Annotated in this window: 19 protein-coding genes; 7 read left to right on the plus strand and 12 right to left on the minus strand. The window is 58.9% G+C overall.

Annotated elements, in window-relative coordinates; all coding sequences use genetic code 11:
* Positions 1–40: 40 nt before the first annotated feature.
* Together treB and treR are read right to left on the minus strand one after the other, a co-directional pair.
* Complete coding sequence (gene treB, locus ABFX35_RS18760; RefSeq protein ID WP_346082438.1) at positions 41–1456, minus strand: PTS trehalose transporter subunit IIBC; 1416 nt, start codon at positions 1454–1456, stop codon at positions 41–43.
* Between the two features lie 132 nt (positions 1457–1588).
* On the minus strand, positions 1589–2536 hold the full coding sequence (treR, locus tag ABFX35_RS18765) for a trehalose operon repressor TreR (protein WP_279027336.1): 948 nt from the start codon (positions 2534–2536) through the stop codon (positions 1589–1591).
* A gap of 403 nt (positions 2537–2939) precedes the next feature.
* Here treR and mgtA point away from each other — a divergent pair, with 403 nt between their 5' ends.
* Positions 2940–5648, plus strand: a complete 2709-nt coding sequence (gene mgtA / locus ABFX35_RS18770; RefSeq protein WP_346082439.1) for a magnesium-translocating P-type ATPase — start codon at positions 2940–2942, stop codon at positions 5646–5648.
* 35 nt (positions 5649–5683) lie between these two features.
* On the opposite strand, the gene ABFX35_RS18775 is transcribed toward mgtA, so the two are convergent.
* The 3 genes from ABFX35_RS18775 to dtnK are packed head-to-tail and all read right to left on the minus strand — an operon-like array spanning position 5684 to position 8688.
* Entirely contained in the window at positions 5684–6448 is a 765-nt protein-coding gene (locus ABFX35_RS18775; protein WP_279027332.1) for a DeoR/GlpR family DNA-binding transcription regulator, read from the minus strand.
* 7 nt (positions 6449–6455) lie between these two features.
* A complete protein-coding gene (locus ABFX35_RS18780; RefSeq protein WP_346082440.1) occupies positions 6456–7436 on the minus strand; it encodes a D-threonate 4-phosphate dehydrogenase in 981 nt (326 codons plus the stop codon).
* Positions 7429–8688, minus strand: a complete 1260-nt coding sequence (gene dtnK / locus ABFX35_RS18785; protein WP_346082441.1) for a D-threonate kinase — start codon at positions 8686–8688, stop codon at positions 7429–7431. The genes ABFX35_RS18780 and dtnK overlap by 8 nt, the downstream gene beginning before the upstream one ends.
* Before the next feature lie 189 nt (positions 8689–8877).
* Between dtnK and ABFX35_RS18790 the strand changes: the two genes are divergently transcribed.
* The 4 genes from ABFX35_RS18790 (at position 8878) to ABFX35_RS18805 (ending at position 13566) form a co-directional block, all read left to right on the plus strand.
* On the plus strand, positions 8878–10026 hold the full coding sequence (locus tag ABFX35_RS18790; RefSeq protein ID WP_346082442.1) for an iron-containing alcohol dehydrogenase: 1149 nt from the start codon (positions 8878–8880) through the stop codon (positions 10024–10026).
* Between the two features lie 18 nt (positions 10027–10044).
* On the plus strand, positions 10045–10929 hold the full coding sequence (locus ABFX35_RS18795) for a dihydrodipicolinate synthase family protein (protein ID WP_346082443.1): 885 nt from the start codon (positions 10045–10047) through the stop codon (positions 10927–10929).
* Positions 10930–10978: 49 nt separating this feature from the next.
* Positions 10979–11929 (plus strand): phosphoglycerate dehydrogenase, encoded by a 951-nt coding sequence (locus tag ABFX35_RS18800; RefSeq protein ID WP_346082444.1) that lies wholly within the window; start codon positions 10979–10981, stop codon positions 11927–11929.
* Between the two features lie 317 nt (positions 11930–12246).
* On the plus strand, positions 12247–13566 hold the full coding sequence (locus tag ABFX35_RS18805) for an MFS transporter (RefSeq protein WP_346082445.1): 1320 nt from the start codon (positions 12247–12249) through the stop codon (positions 13564–13566).
* A gap of 45 nt (positions 13567–13611) precedes the next feature.
* Here the strand turns inward: ABFX35_RS18805 and ABFX35_RS18810 are convergent, their stop codons facing one another.
* Entirely contained in the window at positions 13612–14340 is a 729-nt protein-coding gene (locus tag ABFX35_RS18810; RefSeq protein WP_346082446.1) for a proteasome-type protease, read from the minus strand.
* A 313-nt stretch (positions 14341–14653) separates the two neighbouring features.
* On the opposite strand from ABFX35_RS18810, the gene dalD reads away from it, so the two are divergent.
* Positions 14654–16045, plus strand: a complete 1392-nt coding sequence (gene dalD, locus ABFX35_RS18815; protein WP_346082447.1) for a D-arabinitol 4-dehydrogenase — start codon at positions 14654–14656, stop codon at positions 16043–16045.
* A gap of 12 nt (positions 16046–16057) precedes the next feature.
* Complete coding sequence (locus ABFX35_RS18820) at positions 16058–16504, plus strand: SemiSWEET family sugar transporter (protein WP_346082448.1); 447 nt, start codon at positions 16058–16060, stop codon at positions 16502–16504.
* A gap of 44 nt (positions 16505–16548) precedes the next feature.
* Here the strand turns inward: ABFX35_RS18820 and ABFX35_RS18825 are convergent, their stop codons facing one another.
* The 6 genes from ABFX35_RS18825 to pyrB form a co-directional block, all read right to left on the minus strand.
* Positions 16549–17349 carry a transglutaminase family protein gene (locus tag ABFX35_RS18825; protein ID WP_095846957.1) on the minus strand — a complete coding sequence of 267 codons (801 nt, stop codon included), beginning with the start codon at positions 17347–17349 and terminating at the stop codon, positions 16549–16551.
* On the minus strand, positions 17346–18275 hold the full coding sequence (locus ABFX35_RS18830) for an alpha-E domain-containing protein (RefSeq protein ID WP_346082449.1): 930 nt from the start codon (positions 18273–18275) through the stop codon (positions 17346–17348). Before ABFX35_RS18830 ends, ABFX35_RS18825 begins: the two co-directional genes overlap by 4 nt.
* The gene (locus ABFX35_RS18835) at positions 18269–19705 is read right to left on the minus strand and encodes a circularly permuted type 2 ATP-grasp protein (protein WP_095846959.1); all 1437 of its coding nucleotides are present in this window, start codon (positions 19703–19705) and stop codon (positions 18269–18271) included. Before ABFX35_RS18835 ends, ABFX35_RS18830 begins: the two co-directional genes overlap by 7 nt.
* A gap of 308 nt (positions 19706–20013) precedes the next feature.
* Positions 20014–20400, minus strand: a complete 387-nt coding sequence (ridA, locus tag ABFX35_RS18840; protein ID WP_095846960.1) for a 2-iminobutanoate/2-iminopropanoate deaminase — start codon at positions 20398–20400, stop codon at positions 20014–20016.
* A gap of 125 nt (positions 20401–20525) precedes the next feature.
* Complete coding sequence (gene pyrI / locus ABFX35_RS18845) at positions 20526–20990, minus strand: aspartate carbamoyltransferase regulatory subunit (protein WP_095846961.1); 465 nt, start codon at positions 20988–20990, stop codon at positions 20526–20528.
* Positions 20991–21003: 13 nt separating this feature from the next.
* A complete protein-coding gene (gene pyrB, locus ABFX35_RS18850; RefSeq protein ID WP_346082451.1) occupies positions 21004–21939 on the minus strand; it encodes an aspartate carbamoyltransferase in 936 nt (311 codons plus the stop codon).
* Between the last annotated feature and the right edge of the window lie 32 nt (positions 21940–21971).

Genomic DNA, 21971 nt, shown 5'->3' on the forward strand with positions numbered 1-21971 from the left:
CCCGTGCCAGCCATGTGGCGCAGCGGGCCCCTCCATTCATTTAGACCGGCAGTTCCCCGCGGCGGGCTTTACGTTTGTAGATCATGATGGTCAACAGCAGTGGAATGACGATCGCCACCAGCATCGCCAGCGAGAACACCAGCCAGAACTGCGGTTGAATCGACAGGATGCCCGGCAGGCCGCCTACGCCGATGCCGTTGGCCAGCACGCCGTCCAGGCCGCAAATCAGGCTGGCGACCGCGGAGCCGATCATCGCGCACAGCATCGGGAAGCGATACTTCATGTTGATCCCGTACATCGCCGGTTCGGTCACGCCAAGGTAGGCGGAGATGGCCGCCGGAACCGAGACTTCACGCTCGTTGGCCTTGCGGCTGATGATGATGATGCCCAGCACCGCGGAAGCTTGCGCAATGTTGGAGATGGCGATCAGCGGCCACACCGGGGTGCCGCCCATGCTTTGGATCATCTGCATATCGATAGCCAGGCTGGTCTGGTGCACGCCAGTAATCACCAGCGGCGCGTAGAGGAAACCGAACAGGGCGGCACCGATTGGCGCGAAGCTGCCGGTCATCACCGCTTTGACCGCCCAGGCAACGCCGTCGCCGATCATGCGGCCAAACGGGCCGATCAGCGCGTGTGCCAGGAACACGGCCAACAGCAACGAAACCACGGGCACCACCACCAGATACAGATAATCCGGGATCAGTTTTTTCAGCCGGGTTTCGATCCAGGCCAGCGCCATCCCGGCCAGGATGGAAGGGATCACCTGTGCCTGATAGCCCACTTTTTCAATGGTGAACCAGCCGAAGTTCCACACCTCCGGAAGCTGCATACCGAGCTGATAGGAGTTCATCAACTGTGGCGATACCAGGGTGATGCCCAGCACGATGCCGAGCACCGGGGTGCCGCCCATTTTTTTCACCGTCGACCAGCAGATGGCCACCGGCAGGAACATGAAGATGGCTTCGCCGAGCAGCCACAGGAAGTCGTAGATGGTTTTCCACGCCGGGTGCATCTGCGCCAACGTTTGGCCGCTGGACATCGGAATATCGCCGATAACGTTCCGGAAGCCCAGGATCAAACCGCCGCTAATCAGCGCCGGCAGCAGGGGGAAGAAAATCTCGGCGAAGTGTGAAATGGTGCGTTCGGTCAAGGTCATATTCTGGCGTGCCGCCGCCTTGGCCTGTTCTTTATTGGCTTCGCTGACGCCGGCGCTGGCGATCAGCGCCTGGTAGTAATCACCCACTTCAGGGCCGATGACCACCTGAAACTGACCGGCGTTGGTGAAGCAGCCTTTGACCATCGGTAACGTTTCAATTTCTTTGGGTTTGGCTTTATCCGGATCGTTAAGGACAAAGCGCAGCCGGGTAATACAGTGGCTCACGGTCGCGATATTTTCACGGCCGCCCACCAGGACTATCAAACGATCGATATCCTTCTGTTTTACTTTGCTCATTATGGAATACCTTTTTTATGGATCATGCACAGAGGTATGACGGATGCTCAAAGCTTACTCGTTTGGTTTTTTTATTAAATGGGAACGTTCCCGGTTTGAGCTAAAGATCACAAAATCAGCCTGATGGCTCCCTCATGACAGTCTGCTTGGCACCACAATACGTTGGATCGCCAGCTCGCCGCTGAGCTGCCCGAGCAGTTGTTGCGCCGCCTGTTGCCCGGCGCTGCCGTAGCCGAACTCCACCGAAAGCGTCTCTGGAAACAGGAAGCTGAGCAACGGGGTGTTGCCGATGGCGCACACCTGGATGGTGGTGATTTGCTGTTGTTGCAGGTATTTGATGGCGCCGAGGGCGATGCTGTCGGAGGCGCACACCAGCGCGCTGGTTTCCGGCACGATCACCTCGGCGGCATGCTGAAAGCCGTTTTGGTAGCTAAGTTCGCCCAGTGCGGCGCGTGGCTCGATGTTGTGCCGGCGGCAGGCGGCAAGGTAGGCTTCGTAGCGGCGCTGGCCGGTGGTGGCGTCGCTTTGGTGCACGCCCAGGTAGCTGATATGCCGGTGGCCCTGGCGGCGCAGCCGCTCCATCAGCAGGTTGACGGCGCCGGCGTCGTCGTAGCAAACCGAAGAAAAACCCTCGTACTCCCGCACCATCACCACCATTTTTTCCTGCCAGGGCTGCAGCATGGCGGCGGTGAGCCCGGTAAAACCGAACAGGATCACGCCATCCACATTGCGCTGCGCCAGCACGTGCAGATGCTCCTGCACCAGGCGGGTTTCAAACTGGCTTTCCATGACGATCGGATCAAACCCATGCTGATACAGCAGCGGCAGCATGGTGCGCACCGCCTGGTTTTCCGACGGCGAGTCCAGGCGGGAAACGATAATCCCGACCACTTTATCGCTTTGGCCGCGCATGGCGCGTGCCGACTTGGATGGGGTAAACCCCTGTTGGCGGATCACCGCTTCCACCCGTTCGCGCGTGCGTGGGCTTACGCTGCCTTCGTTATTCAACACGCGGGAAACGGTGGATTTACCCACGCCGCTGAGGCGGGCGATATCTTTGATTGTCAGTCGGTTTTGCATGGTTTACTTATCGTTGAGGTTAAAAGGCGTAAACTCGCAGCCAATAATGATTGCCTGCCAGAATAACGCATTTTTTCAGCGTGATCCTTGCGTAAAACCGGGCTTTCTTTATCGCGTATACGCCGGCTGGGCCGGGTATGCAGTGTGTCACTTACCGGAGGTCATTACCTTAATGGATCCCGATCCTACCCCCATAAGCGCCGATTCGGCTATCCGGTAAAACCCCTCGCTTTTGCGCTGCTGTTTTACCGGTGAATAACACGGTAACCGGCAGCGTGCGTTCTGCGTTCGCTCCTGTTGCTATCGACTGAAAAAGCCCGCCCGGGGCCGGCGTTCGTGCGCCTGTACCGGCTGGGTTTACTGAACCCGCAGCCGTAGGGCTGTGGGCGATGAGGCACGAACGATGAAACTGAAAACTTTGCCACGCCGGCTGCTGGGGCTGTTCAGCCGCAGCCTGCCGCGCCGTTTGGTGCACCGCGACAGCCTGCTGGACAGCGTCAGCGCCGGCAGCCATGAAATGCAGCACGACCTGGCCGAACAACGGCTGGCCTGCGCGGCCGCTACGACTACCCAGCTTTATGAACGTTTCCACAGCCACCCGGAAGGCATCACGGAAACCGACGCGGCGCGCGCGCGCCAGCAGCACGGCGAAAACATCGTTGACGATCAGCAGAAAGAGGCCTGGTGGCAACACCTGTGGCACTGCTATCGCAACCCTTTCAACCTCCTGTTGACCGCACTGAGCATGATCTCCTATGCCACCGAGGATCTGACCGCGGCGCTAGTAATCGCGCTGATGGTGGTGATCTCGACGCTGCTTAACTTCATCCAGGAAGCGCGCTCCAACAGAGCGGCCGATGCGCTGAAGGCGATGGTCAGCAACACCGCCACGGTGATCCGCAGCGACGCGCTGACCGGCAAAAGCGAGCACGTGGAGTTGCCGATCGCTCAACTGGTGCCTGGCGACATCATCAAACTGGCGGCCGGCGATATGATCCCGGCGGATCTGCGGCTGCTCACGGCGAAAGATCTGTTCATCAGCCAGGCAGCGTTAACCGGTGAGTCGCTGCCGGTGGAAAAAAGCGCCGCGCCGCGCAGCCTGGCGGACGATCCGCTGGAATGCCAGAACCTGTGCTTTATGGGCACCAACGTGGTGAGCGGCACGGCGTTGGCGTTAGTGATTGGCACCGGCGGCAATACCTATTTCGGCCAACTGGCGCAGCGCGTTACCAGCCAGGATGAGCAGCCGAATGCCTTCCAGAGTGGGATCGCCAAGGTGAGCTGGCTGCTGATCCGCTTTATGTTGGTGATGACGCCGATCGTGCTGTTGATCAACGGCTATACCAAGGGCGACTGGTGGGAAGCGGCGCTGTTTGCGCTGTCGGTGGCGGTGGGGCTGACGCCGGAAATGCTGCCGATGATTGTCACTTCCACCCTGGCGCGCGGAGCGGTGAAGCTGTCGCGGCAGAAAGTGATCGTCAAACGGCTGGATGCGATCCAGAACTTTGGCGCGATGGATATTCTGTGCACCGATAAAACCGGCACCCTGACGCAGGACAAAATCGTGCTGGAGCGCCATACCGATGTGTTTGGCGAAAACAGCGCGCGGGTGCTGCATTACGCTTGGCTGAACAGCTTTTACCAGACCGGGCTGAAAAACCTGTTGGACGTGGCGGTGCTTAGCTGCGCGGACGTGAACGGCCAGCCGCAGGCGCTGCAACAGTACCGCAAAGTGGATGAAATCCCGTTTGATTTCGAACGCCGCCGCATGTCGGTGGTGGTGGCGAAAGACGCGCAATACCACGAGTTGGTGTGCAAGGGGGCGCTGGAAGAGATGCTGGCGATCTGTAGCCATGTGCGGCATAACGATGAGGTGATCCCGCTGAGCGATACGCTGCTGGCGCGGATCCGCCGCATTACCGACGATCTTAATCAGCAGGGGTTGCGCGTGGTGGCGGTGGCCAACAAGATCCTGCCGGCGCAAAGCGAAGAGTACGGTGTGGCCGATGAATCGGATCTGATCCTCGAAGGTTACATCGCCTTCCTCGATCCGCCGAAAGAGAGCACCGCGCCGGCGCTGGCGGCGCTGAAGCAAAACGGCGTGACGGTGAAGATCCTGACCGGCGACAATGAGCTGGTGGCGGCAAAAGTCTGCCAGGACGTGGGGCTGCAGGCCGATCGCGTGCTGCTCGGCCGCGAAATCGAACGGATGGACGATGCCGAACTGACGCAGGCGTTGGCTGATACCACGGTGTTCGCCAAGCTGACGCCGCTGCACAAAGAGCGGTTGGTTCAACTGTTGCGTAAGCAGGATCACGTGGTGGGCTTTATGGGCGACGGCATCAACGATGCCCCGGCGCTACGGGCGGCCGATATCGGCATCTCGGTGGATTCGGCGGTGGATATCGCCAAGGAAGCGGCGGATATCATTCTGCTGGAAAAAAGCCTGATGGTTTTGGAACAGGGGGTGATCGAAGGGCGCCGCACCTTCGCCAACATGCTCAAGTACATCAAGATGACCGCCAGTTCCAACTTCGGCAACGTGTTCAGCGTGCTGATCGCCAGCGCTTTCCTGCCGTTCCTGCCGATGTTGCCGCTGCACCTGTTGATCCAGAACCTGATGTACGATATTTCGCAGATCGCGATCCCGTTCGACAACGTGGACGACGATCAGATCACCCGGCCGCAGCGCTGGAACTCCGCCGATCTTGGGCGTTTTATGGTGTTTTTCGGGCCGATCAGTTCGATCTTTGACGTGCTGACCTTTGCCCTGATGTGGTGGGTGTTCCAGGCCAACACGGCGGAGATGCAGACGCTGTTCCAGTCCGGCTGGTTTGTTGAAGGGCTACTGTCGCAAACGCTGATTGTGCATATGATCCGCACGCGCAAGATCCCGTTCCTGCAGAGCCGCCCGTCGTGGCCGCTGCTGCTCACCACGCTGCTGGTGATCGCCACCGGGGTTGGGCTGACCTTCTCGCCGCTGGCCGGTTTCCTGCAGTTGCAGGCTCTGCCACTGGGGTATTTCCCGTGGCTGATCGCGATTTTGGCGGGCTATATGGTCCTGACCCAGTGCGTGAAAGGCTGGTTTGTGCGCCGCTACGGCTGGCAGTAAGCGCTACCGCCGCCGGCCCTGATGGGGCTGGCGGTTTAGCTGGCCGCCAGCGCCAGGGCAAAGCCTTTATCCTGCAATGCCTGCTGCTGTTCGGGCTTGAGGTGATTGTCCGTGACCACATCAGTCAGCGTTTCCAGCGGCGCAACGCAAAACAGCGACCAGGAGCCGTATTTGCTGCTGTCCGCCAGCAGCACCCGGCGGCGCGCGTTAGCCAGCAGATCCTGCTTCAGCCCGGCCTTTTCTTCCGTCGGGGTGGTGATGCCTTTCTCCAGGCTCCAGGAGTTGCAACTGACGAAGGCGATATCGGGATTGATGCCGCGCAGCAGCCGGCGGCCATGTTCACCGATGCACGATTGGCTGCTGTCATCAATGCGCCCGCCGATAATGGTGACTTCGATTTGTTTGAATTCCGACAGGAACAACGCAATGTGCAGATCGGCGGTGATCACCCGCAGCGGCAGGTGCGTGAGCTGGCGCGCCAGTTCAAGCATGGTGGTGCCGGCGTCCAGTATGATGGCATCGCCGGCTTTGACAAACGCCACCGCGCGTTGCGCGATAGCCTGTTTTTCCGCCAGATTGCGTTGCATCTTTTCTACCGTCGTGGGTTGTGCAGGGATAAAGCGGTTTAACGTTACCCCTCCGTGCGTCCGGCTGATCACCCCTTCGTGGTCAAGTTTTATCAGATCACGGCGGATCGTGGCCGGTGAAGCTGAAATGGCAGTAACCAGTTGATCAACGGTGACCAGATTATGGCTTTTCAGATAGTCCATAATCTGGTCGAGTCGGCTTTGTCCCTTCATACCTTTCCTAGGCAAGTTGCATGGCAAGTTTGATCGAGATTGCCATGCTCTCAGACTTCGCTTTGCCTGTCCAGGCGATATCAAATGCGGTGCCATGGTCGGCCGAGGTGCGGATAAACGGTAGCCCGGCGGTAATGTTCACCCCGTCATAAAAACCCAGCAGCTTGAGCGGAATATGCCCCTGATCGTGGTACATCGCCACCACCATGTCGTATTGCCCCTCATAGCATTGCAGGTAAACGGTATCCGGCGGGCACGGGCCGTAGGCATCAATGCCGCGCGCTTGCATGGCCTGGACCGCCGGCCCGACAATGGTGATCTCCTCATCGCCGAACAGGCCGTTTTCCCCGGCGTGCGGGTTCACGCCGGCGACGGCGATGCGCGGCGCGGCGTAGCCTACGCGCTTAAGGAAGGTATCCGCCATGCCGATAACGGTTTCTACCCGTTCACGGTTGAGCGTATCCAGGAATTTGCGCAGGGCGATGTGGGTGGTGACATGGATCACCTTCAGCCGGTCGGTATACAGCACCATGGCGTAATCTTTGCTGTGGGTCAGCTTGGCCAGCAGTTCAGTGTGGCCGGGGTAAAGGTGGCCGGCCGCGTGCAGCGCCTCTTTGTTGAGCGGCGCGGTGGCGATGGCGTCTACCTCGCCGGTCAGCGCCAGTTCGGTGGCGCGCTTGATGCAGCGGTAGGCCAGATCGCCGGCTTGCCGTTGCACCCGGCCTGGCTGCAGGCTATCCGGCTGCGCCAGCGGCTCGTCGATCACGTTAATGATGCCGGGCGCGAAGCGTGCGTCGGCCATGCTGCCAAGCAGCCGCAATTCCGCCGGCGGCGTAATGCCCATGCTGATGATGCGCCGCAGCGTGGCGGCACAGCCCACCACCACCGCCGGCGCGCCGGCAAGCTCCCCCTGCGCCAGCGACTTGATGATAATTTCTGGCCCGATGCCCGCTGGATCGCCCATGGTGACTGCAATAGTTTTACTCACTCGACTTCTCCTCAATGAAACGGATGACTTCTACCAGGGTATTTTCATCACCAAAGCCACCGGCTTTAGTCATAACCAGCAAATTGTGCCGGGCGTTCAACAGGTGGCCCCAGGGTACACAGCCCGCCACCTGCCCATAAATCTGAAAGCCGCTGGCGCCCAGCCCGCGGGCGACCGCCAGCGCCACATCGCCGCCGGAAAGGTACAGCCCGGCCGGCGTTTGTATTTCCAGGACTTCCTGGGTCAGTTGGGCCAGCAGCGCGCACAGATCCTCCCCCAACCGGAGGCGCGTGATCCGGTGCTGCCGGCACAGTTGGTCAATGGTTTGCCGTTGCGCCACCTGCCGGCTGGTGCGGATCACGCAGTGCCGGCCTTGCGCCAGTGCCTGAACCACAGCGCTGCGCCAGTGCGCCAACTGCGGCCAGCCCTGGAACATCGCTTCGATATCGATATCCACCAGCGTGATGGCGTGGCTGGCGTTCAACTGTGCGATTTGCCGCTGCGCCATTTCACTCATTGAGCCAATCACCGCCAACAGCGGAGCGGGGCGGCGGTCGGCCAGCTGCCTGCCCAGGGCATCGCTCAGGCCGGTTGCGCCGATCAGCAGCGGCCGCTGTGGCAAGCGGGCCGCCGCCAGCATGAGGCGTTGCAGATCGTCATCGGTTTCGGCATCAACGATGACAAAACGCGCGTGCTGTTGCTGCAACTGCGCCAACGCCGCTTGCAGTTCGCCGCCGCGCACCGCCGCCAAAGGCAGCCGGCTGCAGGGCAGGGCGCTTTGTTGTTGCAGGCGCTGCTGAATGCTGGCGGTGGTGATGGGCGTTTTGGGATCGCTGGCGAATTCCGTTTCCGTTAATAAGCGGCCGTGGATCAGGCAGTTGCCGCCGCGGGTAATACGCCCAAGCCGGGGCACCGCCGGGGCGATCAGCGCCATTGGCGCGCCGCTGGCCAACAGCGCGGCTTCCGCTTCGGCACCCAGGTTGCCGCGCAGCGTTGAATCGATTTTCTTGAACACCCAACCCAACCCCTGCGGCCAGCCGGCCAGCGCCTGGCGAACGCGCTGCGCTGCCTCTTCCGCTGTGGCGGCCCGGCTGTCGGTGCTGATCACCCGCACTCCCTGCGTTTGCGCGGCGGCCGTCTGCGGTTCAAACAGCACCCTGACCTGGGCGCCGGCGCTGGCAAGCCCGATACCGGCATCGTTCGCGCCGGTGAAATCATCTGCGATGACCAGAACCGGTGTGTTCCACTGCATCGTATTCCGCCTTTTTCGTGTTACTCTGTTATTGATTATATTCAATCATAATTGATTATATGTGAGCAAGTTCAAATTAATCAATATCGAGATGGCCTATAAAATAAGCACGGCACGCAGTAAAGATGGCGTGATTTTGAGTAAATAAAATCACCGTTGCCCAATGGGCCGGGAGGAGAGTCGGTAATAATGAATATCAACAGCACCCTTATCAGCGGCTATCAGGCGCTTAGTGACATTGGTTACCTGTTAACGGGAAAGCGCAGCGTACTGCTGGTGACGGACCAGAATATTGCCCGTATCCCTGCCGCCCAGGCGTTTATCACCCAGGTTCGCGCCGGCGCCGGGCATTTGGTGGTGGTGGATAGCGTGCCGCCGGAGCCGAGCCAGCATGATGTTGCCGCCATTTTGCAGCAGTTACCGGTGCAGGAGGCGGATCTGGTGATTGGTATCGGCGGCGGCAGTGTGCTGGACGTCGCCAAACTGCTGTCGGTGCTGTGCATTGCGCAGGCGCCAACGCTGGAGGCGCTGTTGGCCGGGGAAAAGCCGCTCAGGCGCGCCACATCGCTGCTGATCCCCACCACGGCCGGCACCGGCTCGGAAGCCACCCCAAACGCGATCCTGGCGATCCCGGAAAAAGAAACCAAAGTCGGCATTATTTCACCGGTCATGCTGCCGGATTACGTGGCGCTGGTGCCGGAATTGACCACCAGCATGCCGGCGCAGATTGCCGCTTCAACCGGCATTGATGCGCTTTGCCACCTGATCGAATGCTTTACCGCCACCGTCGCCAACCCGGTGAGCGACAATTATGCCCTGATCGGCATGAAGAAACTGTTCGCCAGCCTGGAAACCGCCGTGGCGCAGCCGGACAATCTGCAGGCCAAACTCGACATGCTGTGGGCCTCTTATTACGGTGGCGCGGCGATCGCCCATGCCGGCACCCACCTGGTGCACGCCATGTCCTATCCGTTGGGCGGCAAGTACCACATTCCCCATGGGGTTGCCAACGCCATCCTGCTGGCGCCCTGTATGCGTTTCGTGCGCCCGGCCGCGGTCAGCAAGTTCGCCGTGGCCTATGACCTGATCCCCGATGCCGATGCCTCTCTAAGCGAGGAGCAAAAATCCCACGCGCTGGTGGCCTATTTCGCCGATCTGGTCAAACGCCTGCAGTTACCCGCCAGCCTGGAAGCACTCGGCATTGGCAGCGACCATCTGCCGTATCTGGTGGAAGCGGCGCTGGACGTTCAGCGCCTGATGAAAAATGTCCCATCCAAGGTCAGCGCCGATGATGTGCGCGACGTCTATCTGACGCTGTTCCCGGCTAAAAATACCTGACAGAAACCGAGGAAAACCATGACCAGAAAAATAGAGGGCGTACTCACCGCCATTGTCACCACCTTTGATCACCAGGGGGCATATCACCCAGCGGCGATGCGCGTGCAGATCCGCCGCCAACTGGCCGCCGGCAACGGGATTTTCTGCGGCGGCACCAACGGCGAATTCTTTGTGCTGAATGAAAAAGAGAAGCTGGCGGTGACCCAGACCTGCGTGGAGGAAGTGAACGGCCAGGCGGCGGTGGTCGGCCATATCGGCGAGATCTCCACGCGTGAAACCATTCATCTGGGTAAACAGGTGGCCGCGCTTGGGGTGGACGCCGTATCGGTGATCACCCCGTACTTTGTGCCGCTCAAGCAGGAAGAGCTGATTTATCACTACCAGAAAATCGCCGATGCGGTTCCGGTGCCGGTGTTTCTCTACAACATCCCGGCGCGCACGGGCAACACCCTGCAGCCGGAAACGGTGCGCCAACTGGCGCAACACCCGAACATTATCGGCATCAAGGACAGCGCCGGCAGCTACGACAGCCTGAAAGGCTTCCTGCAGGCGGCCGAAGGCATCAGCGGCTTTAATGTGCTCAACGGGCCGGATTCGTTGATCCACCAGGGCTTTGTCGACGGTTGCAGCGCCTGTATCTCCGGGCTGGCCAACGTGGCGCCTGATGAAATCAATGCCATTTGGGCGCATTTCCAACGTGGCGATATCGCTGCATCGCGCCAGGCGCAGGAAAACGTCACCGGCTTGCGCACCGATCTGTACAGCGTGGCGTTTTCGCCGGCGGCGGTGAAAAAGGCCCTGGCGCTGCTTGGCCATGAGGTGGGCGAAAGCCGTTATGCCGTGCGCTTTAGCGAGCAGGATGAACAACGTATTCGCCAGGTTGTGCAGCAGTATTTGCAATAACGGCGGCAGCGGCGCTGCGGCGCCGCCTTACCACGATGAGGATGCAACGATGAAAGTCATCTGTACTTCGCCTTCTTTCGCCAAATACGATCCCGCACCGATCGAGACGTTGCGCGAATGGGGCTTTGAACTGGTCATGCTGCCGGCGGATGCGGCGCTGTCCGCGCTTGAACCGCACCTTGCCGAGACGGTGGCGATGATCGTCGCCTTCACCGACGTTAACGCCGAGCTGCTGGCACGGGCGCCAAAGCTGAAAATTGTGTGTAAACATGGGGTCGGCGTGGACAATATCGATTTGAACGCCACCCGTGAACGCGGGGTTTACGTCACCAACGTGCCGGATGCCAATAAGCATGCCGTGGCCGATTTTGCTTTCGCGCTGATCCTGGATGGCGCCCGCCAGGTGACCCAGGCGGCGCAGGAAACCCGCGCCGGCACGTGGCCGCGTATTTTCGCCACCGACGTGTACGGCAAAACGCTGGGTATCGTCGGCCTGGGCAACATCGGCAAACAGGTGGCGCTGCGCGCCAGCGGGTTCAACATGCGCGTGCTGGCGTTTGATTTTTATCGCGATGAGGCCTTTGCCGCTGAACATGGCGTGGAATTTGTTGATTTGGCGCAGCTGACCGCGCAAAGCGACTTTATTACCCTGCATACGCCATTAACCGAGGATACCCGCAACCTGTTCAATGCCGCGCGTTTCGAGCAGATGAAGCCATCGGCTTTTCTGATTAACGTATCGCGCGGCGGTATTGTTAACGAGCAGGATCTTTACCAGGCGTTGTTAAATAATGCCATAGCCGGCGCCGCGGCGGATGTTTTCGAACAGGAGCCGCTAAACAATCATCCCCTGTTTACGCTGAATAATTTTATCCCTACCCCGCATATTGCGGGATATACCGACGGCGCAATCAGCGCCATTGGCGAACGCTGCGTGCAGCAAATTATCCAGTGTATCAATCAAGGGGAACGCCCCGTCAATATTATGAATTCACTGTAAACAGCGCGACCAGAAAAATAATAAGAAGGCGCTAACGCTTTCTTATTAATGACTGAAAATATTTTCAGTCAATACGGCCGGAATAATTCAAGCAGCAGCATGGTGAATGCCGCCGCCAGGTTAATTATGCCGGGAATAATCCGATTACTTAGAGCCTATCCCAGTAGGCGTTATTGTCGCAGCCAGTTTGGACACGGACAGCGCGCAGAAACCGGAGCGTACACGGAGTACGTGAGGATTTCGAGCACTGCCCAGGTTCAAAATGGCAAGAAAAATAGCCCTAATGGGATAGGCTCTTATTTACTGGCCCGATAACAATGAATACAACAGCAACCCAAACCCGCATTCGTTGGTGGGTCGCCGGCCTGATGTGGCTGGCGATCGCCATAAATTATATCGACCGCACGGTGCTTTCCGCCGCTGCGCCGCACCTGATTGATGAGCTCCAGCTGTCGCCGGAAATGATGGGGTTCATTATGGCCGCGTTTTTCTGGTCATATTCACTGCTGCAAATTCCCGCCGGCTGGTTTGCCGATCGCTACGGCCAAAAGAAAGGGTTGGGCCTGGCGGTGGGCTGGTGGTCTATCGCCACGGCGGCGATGGGGCTGGCCACCGGCTTTAAATCCCTGCTGGCGCTGCGCCTGGCGCTGGGCGTGGGCGAAGCCGCGGCCTACCCCAGCAACGCCGGCATCGCGGCGCGCTGGTTCCCGGATCGCGAGCGCGCCACCATTTCCGGGCTGTTTGACAGCGCGTCGAAATTTGGCGGCGCGGTGGCGATGCCGCTGATCGTGTGGATGATTTTCGTGGTGGACTGGCGCATGACGTTCCTGATTATCGGCGCCGTCGGCCTGCTGTGGGTGATCGCCTGGTATTTCATTTACGCCGAGAACCCGGAAGACCACAAGCTGATCAGCCAACAGGAAGTACGCTATATCCGCGACGGCCAGAAGCAGCGCCACGGCGATAAAAGCGTGCTGCCAATGCGCTGGTACAAGCTGCTGCGCTATCGCAACATCTGGGCGATGTGCCTGGGCTTTTTCACCATCAACTACACCTCTTATTTCTTTATTACCTGGCTGCCGACCTATCTGGTGCAGGAAAAGGGGATGGACTTCATCAAGATGGGGATGGTTGCCGCGCTGCCGCTGCTCTGCGGGATGGTGGTGGAAGTGATCGCCGGCTGGGCATCCGATCGGGTGGCGCACAGCGGTAAACTCTCGTTGACCGCCACGCGCAAACTGTTTTTAACCATCGGCTTGCTGATGGCGTTGTGCATCGGTTTCGCCCCGTTTACCGATTCGGTGTTTATGACGGTCTTCCTGCTGTGCGTGGCGAAATCCGGTACCACCGTGGCGGCTTCGCAGGTATGGGCGTTGCCCGGCGACGTGGCGCCGAAGAACAGCGTTTCCATCGTGGCCGGGTTGCAAAACACCGTGTCCAACTTTGGCGGCGCGATCGGCCCGATTGTGACTGGGGCGATTGTGGCGGCCACCGGCTCCTTCACCTACGCGCTGGTGTTCTCTGCCGCGTTGGTGGTGTTGGGGATACTTAACTACCTGTTCCTGATGGGGAAAGTTGAACCGATCGGTGAAGATAAAGCGCAGGGTGTGCCGCTGGGCTCCACCCACCACGCCTAGCTGGCAACGGTAACGGGCCGGGCGAGGGGCGCCCGGCCCAAACGGTTACAGCACCAGCGGCGGCAACTGTTTGAAAATACTGACCAGCCCTTCCCCCCAGCCTTTACGAATGGTGCTGAAATAGGGGTGGTTTTCAGTAATGCGGTACTGCTGGGCGGCGCTGAAGCTATCGCGCGGATAGATCATAACATCCAGCGGCAGGCCGACCGACAGATTGCTGCGCAGCGTGGAATCCATCGAGATGAGCGCGCACTGCATGGCCTGTTCCAGCGGCGTATCGTAATCCAGCACGCGATCGATAATCGGCTTGCCGTACTTGCTCTCGCCAATCTGGAAGTAGGGCGTGTCATGGGCCGATTCAATGAAGTTGCCCTGCGGATAGATATTGAACAGCCGCATCTCTTCGCCCTTGATCTGGCCGCCGAGCAGCAGGCTGCAACTGAAATCGGTGGCGGTGCCGTTTTGCTGGGTGCTGCTGTCGCGCTGGATCACTTCCCGCACCGTTTCCCCCACCAGCGTTGCCGCATCGTACATGCTGCGCACGGTCAGCATGCTGTGCTGATCCGGATCCTGGCTGCGGCGCAGCAGCAGGCTAATGATGCTTTGGGTGGTGGCCAGGTTGCCGGCGCTTTGCAGAACCAGCGTGCGCTCGCCGTCTTGCTGGAACACATGCAGTTTACGAAAGGTTGAAATATGGTCGACCCCGGCGTTGGTGCGTGAATCGGAAGCAAACACCAACCCGGATGACAAACCCATGGCCACACAATAGGTCATACAACAGTCCCTCAAACAAGGTGTTACACCGCGCGGCGGTGGATACCGGTGCCTGCATACGCCGCGCGCCGCAGGCTTTGCGCACCGGAAAACGATACCGTTAGCCTGCCGTAATCCAGGCCGTTCGGCAAGGGGCTGCGGCTAAATAATGTTCAGCCGCTAGCTGGTTGATATCCGGTAATAAATTCAATATATCCCGCAGATATTTTCCCGTGGCGCCGCTGCTTATTTGGCCATTAATTTTATTTTGTGAAATAAATATGCTAACGTTAACAACATGACTGAATCTGTCCATTGGGATTAAGGAGTAAGTTTGACTGTAGAAAATAAGCGAACGTGGTTGCATCTTGGGGCTGGCGCATTTCATCGAGCGCATCAGGCGTGGTATTTGAATCAACTGAGGGAGAATGGGGAAACAGACTGGCATATGGCGTTGGCGAATATTCGTAACAGCGCCACGCAAGAAATGCTGCAACACCTCCATCAACAGCAAGGCCGCTATACGCTGGAATCAATCTCACCGCAGGGTGAATTCAATTATCAAACCATTTCCGCTATTAAAGACATTATTCTGTGGGATGAAGGCATCCGCTCCGTTATTAAATGTGGTGCACAGGCGTCAACCAAAATAATTTCTTTTACCGTCACTGAAGGGGGCTATTTCCTGGATGATGACGGCCACCTGGATATTACGGATAAAGCGATTGCCGCAGATCTGCGTGAAGAAGGGGAAACCCGCACGCTGTACGGCGCGCTGAGTAAAATTCTGCGTGCCAGAATGGCCCAGGACAGCGGCCCGGTAACGTTGCTGAGCTGCGATAACCTGCGCAACAACGGCGACAGCTTCTACCGCGGCCTGATTGAGTTCGTGCAGGCGCAGAACAATAGCGCGCTGGAAGCCTGGATCCGCGCCAATACGCGGGCGCCGAACAGCATGGTGGATCGCATCACGCCGAAATACGATCCGCAAATCAACGAACGTTTGGCGGAGCAGGGCATTGAAGACCGCGCGCCCCTGACCTGCGAAACCTTCTCGCAATGGGTGATTGAGGATGATTTCATCGCCGGCCGCCCGGCGCTGGAGAACGTGGGCGTGGAGTTTACCGAACGCGTCACGCCGTATGAAGAAGCGAAAATTCGCATCCTCAACGCCAGCCACAGCGGCATTGCCTGGGCCGGGGCGCTGGTGGGTAAAAAATATATCGATCAAAGCATTGCCCTGCCGCAGGTGGACGCCTGGATCCGCGCCTATGTGCTGGACGACGTGGCCGCGGCGCTGCATCCCGCCGCCTTTGATTTGACAGAGTACTGCGATACGACGTTGGAGCGCTTTGGCAACCGCTGGGTGCGCGATACCAATCAGCGCGTCTCTTCAGACAGCATCGCCAAGATGCATGAGTTTATTGTCCCGACGCTCAAGCAGCGTTATCAGCAGGGTGAAACACCGCGTGCGGCAATGATCCTGCCGGCCCTGTTCTTCTTGTTTATGCAGGCGCGCCAGCAGCAGAAGCTGCCGTTTGACTATCAGGATCGGGCAATCGACAGCGTGGATTTCGATGCTATTTTTGCTGCGGATGACGCTCTACTGGCCTACGCCAGCAATAAAAAACTCTTTGGCTCACTGGCGCAGAAAAAAGAATTGATAAGCGATCTGCGTGATGCCGTTGCTGAGGTTAAGCGATGGTTGAGTAGCCAGGAAAAATAACAGAGGCATAATATGAAAAGTATTCTAATTGTTGTTTTTACCATTGCTGCGGCAATGCTTTCGATCATTTTCCTTTCGCCGTGGCCGTTTGCGCTGGGGACGTTGGCGGCCTGGGTCACCACCGGTTCCTTCTGCCTACAGGTGTTGCACATCATAAAAAACAAAGACACCACGGGTATTTCGCTCGGGATGTACGCGGCGCTGTTCTTCGGCGTTTCCTGCTGGACTTTCTACGGTTTTAAAATGCATGACGTGCCGGTCATGTCTGCCAACGGTATTACCGCGCTGCTGGCGTTTGCGGTGATTGTGTTGAAGCTGTATCACGAAAAAGCGTTGGTGATTAAGCTGCCCGGTAAAAAAAACAAAGCCCCACGCCCGCAAATTCGCTCGCTGAACTGGAGCCATAACGCCACACCGCCGGCGATGATCAAACGCGGGCTGGAAGATAAACTTAGCTAATTTCTATTAATGGCGCCCCAGCGGGCGCCATTATCTTTTCCCCTCTACTGTTCTTGCTCATCCGGCAACATTTGCACCGCAGCCGCGGTTTGCATATTTTCGCTCCCGCCGCCCAGGCGCACGCCGCGTACCGGGCAGGCATCCAGATAGTCAATCCCGACCGCCAGTTTCAGGTGCCTGTGCGGCAGGCAAGTGTTGTTGCTGATGTCGAAACAGTGCCAGCGATCGTTGAGCCAGGCTTCGGCCCAGGCGTGAGTAGCAACGTGCGGCGAATCGTCGTTATACAGATAACCGCTCACATAGCGGGCGGGGATGTTCAGGCTGCGGCAGCAGGCCAGGAACACGTGGGTGTGATCCTGGCAAACGCCCTGGCCGACGGCGAACGCTTCGGCGGCGCTGTCGGTGACGCTGGTGGTGCCTGGGCTGTAGGGCATTTTCAGCAGCAGCTCGCTCATCAGGGTTTCCAGGCTGGCCAGCGCGTCCTGTGGCTGGTAATAGCGCTGGGCGAAGGTGCGGATCGCGCTGTCCGGTTGGGTCAGCGGGCTGTGGCGCAGGTACACCAGCGGTGAAAGATGGCCGGCCGCCTGATCCGCGGCGCTGTCTTCAATCTCGACCACGCCGTGGGCCTGTATGGTGATGGCCTGGTGCGGCACGTCCAGCGTCAGCACGTGCAGCACATTGCCAAACGCATCGGTGGTGCGCACCGCGTTTTCCGGCAGCGTCAACTGCCAGGATATGATGCGCTGATGCTGCGAATCCTGCGGCGTCAGGCGCAGGTATTGGGTGCTGCGCCGTACCTGCTGGGCATAGGTGTAATGGGTGCTGTGCTCAATGTTCAGTCTCATTGTGCCTCCAGATAGGTATGGTGAATGCTTTCGGCAATCTGGTTAATCTGCGCCAGGAAGTCGTTCAGCCAGGTGTGCAGGCCGACGGCATTCAGATCCTGGATACTGCTAAAGCGCAGCTCTGCCAGCAGCGTATGCGCCAGGCGGCGTGGCCCGTTGGAGCGAGTGCCGCCGATTTGTTCCAACTGCTGTACCATATCGCCGACGCAGGCCAGCAGTGAACGCGGGATTTCATTACGCAAAATCATCAGTTCGGCAATGGTGTCGCGGCTAAGCTGCTGCTTATAAATACTGTGGTAGGCTTCGCGCGCGCTGACCGCCCGCAGCAGCGTGTCCATCCGGTAATACTCGCGCACCGGGTCGTCATCGGCCGCCTGCAGTTGGTTTTTTACATCCAGTAAGCGCGCCGTGCCGTCCGCCCGCTCCAGCAGGGTGCCCAGGCGGATAAAGTACATGGCGTCGCTGCGCAACAGGGTGCCGAAGATGGCGCCGCGGAACAGATGGGCGCGCTCTTTCACCCAGTCGAAAAAGCTGTCTGCGCCGACGGAGCCGATGCCCTGGCGGCGGATCAGCTTCATTTCGATCCAGGTGGCGTTAATGCACTCCCACACTTCCGACGACAAGCTGCCGCGCACCGCATGGGCATTGTTCCAGCCCATCTGCAGGCAGCTGTAGATGCTGCTGTGGTTGCGGTTGTCCAGCGCGAAGAAGCTCACCAGATTCGCCATAGTGATTTCAGTATAGGCCGCCGCGTAAAGTTCTCCGGTGTTGGTCAGGTTAAGGGGCACTTTTAAATCGTGGTTTTCGCTGCCGCGGGTCGGCATCATTGACAGCTTGTTGGTGACGTCCAGTACCCGGGCGATGCTTTCGGCCCGCTCCAGATAGCGGGCCATCCAATAGAGTTCACTGGCAGTGCGGCTCAGCATGCGTCATCCTCCAATACCCAGGTATCTTTTGTGCCACCCCCCTGTGACGAGTTGACCACCAGCGAACCTTCCGCCAGCGCAACGCGCGTCAGGCCGCCCGGCACCAGGCGGATCTCGGCCCCGCTTAAGGCAAAGGGGCGCAGATCGATATGGCGCGGCGCCAGGCCCTCGTTGACGAAGGTCGGGCAGGTAGACAGCGCCAGCGTGTGCTGGGCGATGTAATTGTGCGGTTTGGTTTGCAGCAGGGTGCGGAAATGCGCGATCTCGTCCTTCGTGGCGGCCGGCCCGATCAGCATGCCGTAACCGCCGGCGCCGTGGACTTCCTTCACCACCATTTTTTCCAGGTTGGCCAGCACGTAGGAAAGCTCGTTCGGGTGGCGGCACTGCCAGGTGGGCACGTTGTTGAGGATCGGCTCTTCCTGCAGATAGAAGCGCACCATTTCCGGCACGTACGGGTAGATGGATTTGTCGTCGGCCACGCCGGTGCCGATGGCGTTCGCCAGCACCACGTTGCCGGCGCGGTAAACCGACAGCAGCCCCGGCACGCCGAGCATCGAATCCGGGCGGAACGCCAACGGATCAAGAAACGCATCGTCAACGCGGCGGTAAATCACATCGACCTTGCACGGCCCTTCGGTGGTGCGCATAAACACCACGCCGTCTTTCACAAACAGATCGGCGCTTTCCACCAGCTCCACCCCCATCTGCTGCGCCAGGAAGCTGTGCTCGAAATAGGCGCTGTTGAAGCGGCCCGGCGTCAGCACCACCACGGTGGGATCGTTGACGGGGGTGCTTTCACGCAGGGTTTGCAGCAGGTAGGACGGGTAGCGTTCCACCGGGCGGATACGCTGCTGGGCGAACAGCTCCGGATACAGGCGCATCATCATCTTGCGGTTTTCCAGCATGTAGGACACGCCGGACGGGGTTCGCAGGTTGTCTTCCAGCACGTAGTACTGGCCGTCGCTGTTGCGCACCATATCTACGCCGATGATATGCGCATAGATGTTGCGGTGCAGATCGACCCCTTGCATACAGGGCTGGTATTGGTCGTTGGCCAACACCTGCTCCGCCGGGATGATGCCCGCTTTCAGGATATGTTGTTGGTGGTAGATATCATGCAGGAAGGCGTTGAGCGCCTGTACGCGTTGGCGAATGCCGCGATCGAGCATCGCCCATTCGCCGGCCGGGATGATACGGGGCACGCTGTCGAACGGGATCAGCCGCTCGGCGCCGTCGTCCTCGCCATAAACATTGAAGGTAATTCCCACACGGTGAAACAGCAGTGCAGCTTCTTCTTTTTTACGTTGAATGGCCTTTTGGTCGGCCTGTTGCAGCCAATGCCAGTAAGCTTCGTAGTGGCCGCGGTGTTTCCCTTCAGCCAGTAACATCTCATCAAAAAACGGTGAAGCAGAAAGGTCTATATTTAGCATCCATCACCTCGTTGGCATTCCAGGCTGTAGAAGGATTCAGCATAAAATGTGCCAAAATGTTTTCGGGGTGAAAAAGGGCGCTAAAACCGTGAAAAAGGCCGTATCAAGCACGTTTATGGTGCGTGGCCGGCGCGCTGCGCGTTAAAACGGGGCAGCTTTTCGGGGCATAGAGTTAACTATGGTCGCTGATGGCGCACCCTGGACAGCAAAAAAGATCTCATTGCCGGCAGATGCACAACGATGGGCCGTAGGCGGGGGGATTGCACGGCCGGCGTGGCCAGCCGTGGGGCACTGCGGATTACCGCCGATTAGCGGCGAACAGCGATCGCTTCGATTTCGATTTTTACGTCTTTTGGCAGACGGGCCACTTCCACACAGGAACGGGCCGGGAACGGCGCGTGGTGCTCGGTAAAGAAGGCTTCATAAGCGGCGTTAACCGTGGCGAAGTCGTTAAGATCTTTCACGAAAACGGTCGTTTTCACGATATCGGCCACTTTCAGGCCGGCGGCTTCGACGATCGCCTTCACGTTCTCCAGCGACTGGCGCGCCTGGGCGGTAACGTCTTCGGCAACGGCGCCGGTTTTCGGATCGACCGGGATCTGGCCGGAGGTCATGATCATACTGCCCAGATCCACGCCCTGTACGTAAGGGCCAATCGCAGCGGGGGCTAATTCGGTGCTGATATTACGAGACATTTTCTCTCCTGATTAACGGCGTCTTTAATGTAGAAAACGCATTATATACACGTCATCGCTCAAGTTGCATGTACGTTGGCCGGGGCAACCGCCGGCAGCGGATGCGTCCTCCGCCGGCAGCCTGGTCAGTCCGCTTGCAGAACCACCTGATGTTCAAACTCTTTTTCGCAGTAGCGGCATTTGAGGTGCACGTCGCCTTCCCGCGACTTCACGCTGAAGCTGGACGACACCGGCTCGCTGCGGCTGATGCAGTTGCTGTTGGGGCAGGTCAGCACGCCGTCGATGTGATCCGGCAGGCTGAGCGTCAGTTTGCGCACCACTTCGTAATTGTCGATGCGGTTGACCGTGGCCTTCGGCGCGTACATCGCCAACTGGTTGGCCTGCTGCTCGGTCAGGAAGGTGTTCTCGATCTTGATAAGATCCTTGTGCCCCAGCGCCTTGGAAGGCAGGTTCAGGCCGATGGTGATGCGCTGGTCGGTCGCGGTCAGCTTGAACAGGGTGAGCAGTTTAAAACCGATCTGCGCCGGGATGTGGTCAATCACCGTACCGCATTTGATCGCTTCAACCTGGAGTTTGTTATCGTGAGTCATTACGTTTCTCCCCTTAAAAAGCCAATTCTTCGTTTAACACCAGCGCCAGCAACGCCTGGCGGGCAAAGATACCGTTGCCCGCCTGCTGGAAATAGTAGGCATAGGGCGTTTTGTCCACGTCGGTGGTGATTTCATCAATGCGCGGCAGCGGGTGCAGCACTTTCAGGTTGTCGCGCGCGCCGTGCAGATCGGCGGCGCGCAGAATGAACTGCGCCTTCACGTTGGCGTATTCGGAAGGATCGAGCCGCTCTTTCTGCACACGCGTCATGTACAGGATATCCAACTCCGGCACCACTTCTTCAATGCTTTCATGCAGGCTGTAGGCAATGCCTTTCTCTTCCAGCATTTGCAGGATATAGCCCGGCATCGCCAGCGCTTCCGGCGCGATAAAGTAGAAGCGGTTGCCCTGAAATTTAGCCAGCGCCTGGGCCAGCGAGTGCACCGTGCGGCCGTATTTCAGATCGCCCACCATCGCGATGTTGATGTTGTTCAGGCGGCCCTGCGTTTCCTGGATGGTGAACAGATCCAGCAGCGTTTGCGTCGGGTGCTGGTTGGCGCCGTCGCCGGCGTTGAGCACCGGGATACCGCCGGCGAATTCAGACGCCAGGCGTGCGGCCCCTTCCTGCGGATGGCGCATCACGATGGCATCGACGTAGGTGCTGATGACCGAGATGGTGTCGGCGAGCGTTTCGCCTTTTTTGCCCAGCGAGGTGTTGCTGCTGTCGGAAAAACCGACCACCGACGCGCCCAGGCGCTGGATGGCGGTTTCGAACGACAGGCGAGTGCGGGTCGAGGCTTCGAAGAAACAGCTGGCGATCACTTTGTGGCGCAGCAGCTCCGGCTGTGGAGTGGCTTTCAGGCGGGCGGCGGTGCGCAGCGCCAGCTCCAGCTCCTCGCGGCTGAGATCGTTAATAGAGATGATATTCTTATGATACAGCGGGTTGGCCATTTTCACTCTCCTCGACTCGTGCCCGTGGCGCT

Source organism: Gibbsiella dentisursi (genome assembly GCF_039539505.1).
Lineage (GTDB): Bacteria > Pseudomonadota > Gammaproteobacteria > Enterobacterales > Enterobacteriaceae > Gibbsiella > Gibbsiella quercinecans.

Bases quoted from the DNA above. Each gene is read 5' to 3' on its own strand.
- treR (WP_279027336.1), bottom strand. From the start codon at position 2,536: ATGCAAAACCGACTGACAATCAAAGATATCGCCCGCCTCAGCGGCGTG.
- pyrB (WP_346082451.1), bottom strand. From the start codon at position 21,939: ATGGCCAACCCGCTGTATCATAAGAATATCATCTCTATTAACGATCTC.
- treB (WP_346082438.1), bottom strand. From the start codon at position 1,456: ATGAGCAAAGTAAAACAGAAGGATATCGATCGTTTGATAGTCCTGGTG.
- ABFX35_RS18775 (WP_279027332.1), bottom strand. From the start codon at position 6,448: ATGAAGGGACAAAGCCGACTCGACCAGATTATGGACTATCTGAAAAGC.
- ABFX35_RS18830 (WP_346082449.1), bottom strand. From the start codon at position 18,275: ATGCTGAGCCGCACTGCCAGTGAACTCTATTGGATGGCCCGCTATCTG.
- ABFX35_RS18790 (WP_346082442.1), top strand. From the start codon at position 8,878: ATGAATATCAACAGCACCCTTATCAGCGGCTATCAGGCGCTTAGTGAC.
- ridA (WP_095846960.1), bottom strand. From the start codon at position 20,400: ATGTCTCGTAATATCAGCACCGAATTAGCCCCCGCTGCGATTGGCCCT.
- ABFX35_RS18835 (WP_095846959.1), bottom strand. From the start codon at position 19,705: ATGCTAAATATAGACCTTTCTGCTTCACCGTTTTTTGATGAGATGTTA.
- dtnK (WP_346082441.1), bottom strand. From the start codon at position 8,688: ATGCAGTGGAACACACCGGTTCTGGTCATCGCAGATGATTTCACCGGC.
- ABFX35_RS18800 (WP_346082444.1), top strand. From the start codon at position 10,979: ATGAAAGTCATCTGTACTTCGCCTTCTTTCGCCAAATACGATCCCGCA.
- mgtA (WP_346082439.1), top strand. From the start codon at position 2,940: ATGAAACTGAAAACTTTGCCACGCCGGCTGCTGGGGCTGTTCAGCCGC.
- pyrI (WP_095846961.1), bottom strand. From the start codon at position 20,990: ATGACTCACGATAACAAACTCCAGGTTGAAGCGATCAAATGCGGTACG.
- ABFX35_RS18810 (WP_346082446.1), bottom strand. From the start codon at position 14,340: ATGACCTATTGTGTGGCCATGGGTTTGTCATCCGGGTTGGTGTTTGCT.
- ABFX35_RS18805 (WP_346082445.1), top strand. From the start codon at position 12,247: ATGAATACAACAGCAACCCAAACCCGCATTCGTTGGTGGGTCGCCGGC.
- ABFX35_RS18795 (WP_346082443.1), top strand. From the start codon at position 10,045: ATGACCAGAAAAATAGAGGGCGTACTCACCGCCATTGTCACCACCTTT.
- ABFX35_RS18825 (WP_095846957.1), bottom strand. From the start codon at position 17,349: ATGAGACTGAACATTGAGCACAGCACCCATTACACCTATGCCCAGCAG.
- ABFX35_RS18820 (WP_346082448.1), top strand. From the start codon at position 16,058: ATGAAAAGTATTCTAATTGTTGTTTTTACCATTGCTGCGGCAATGCTT.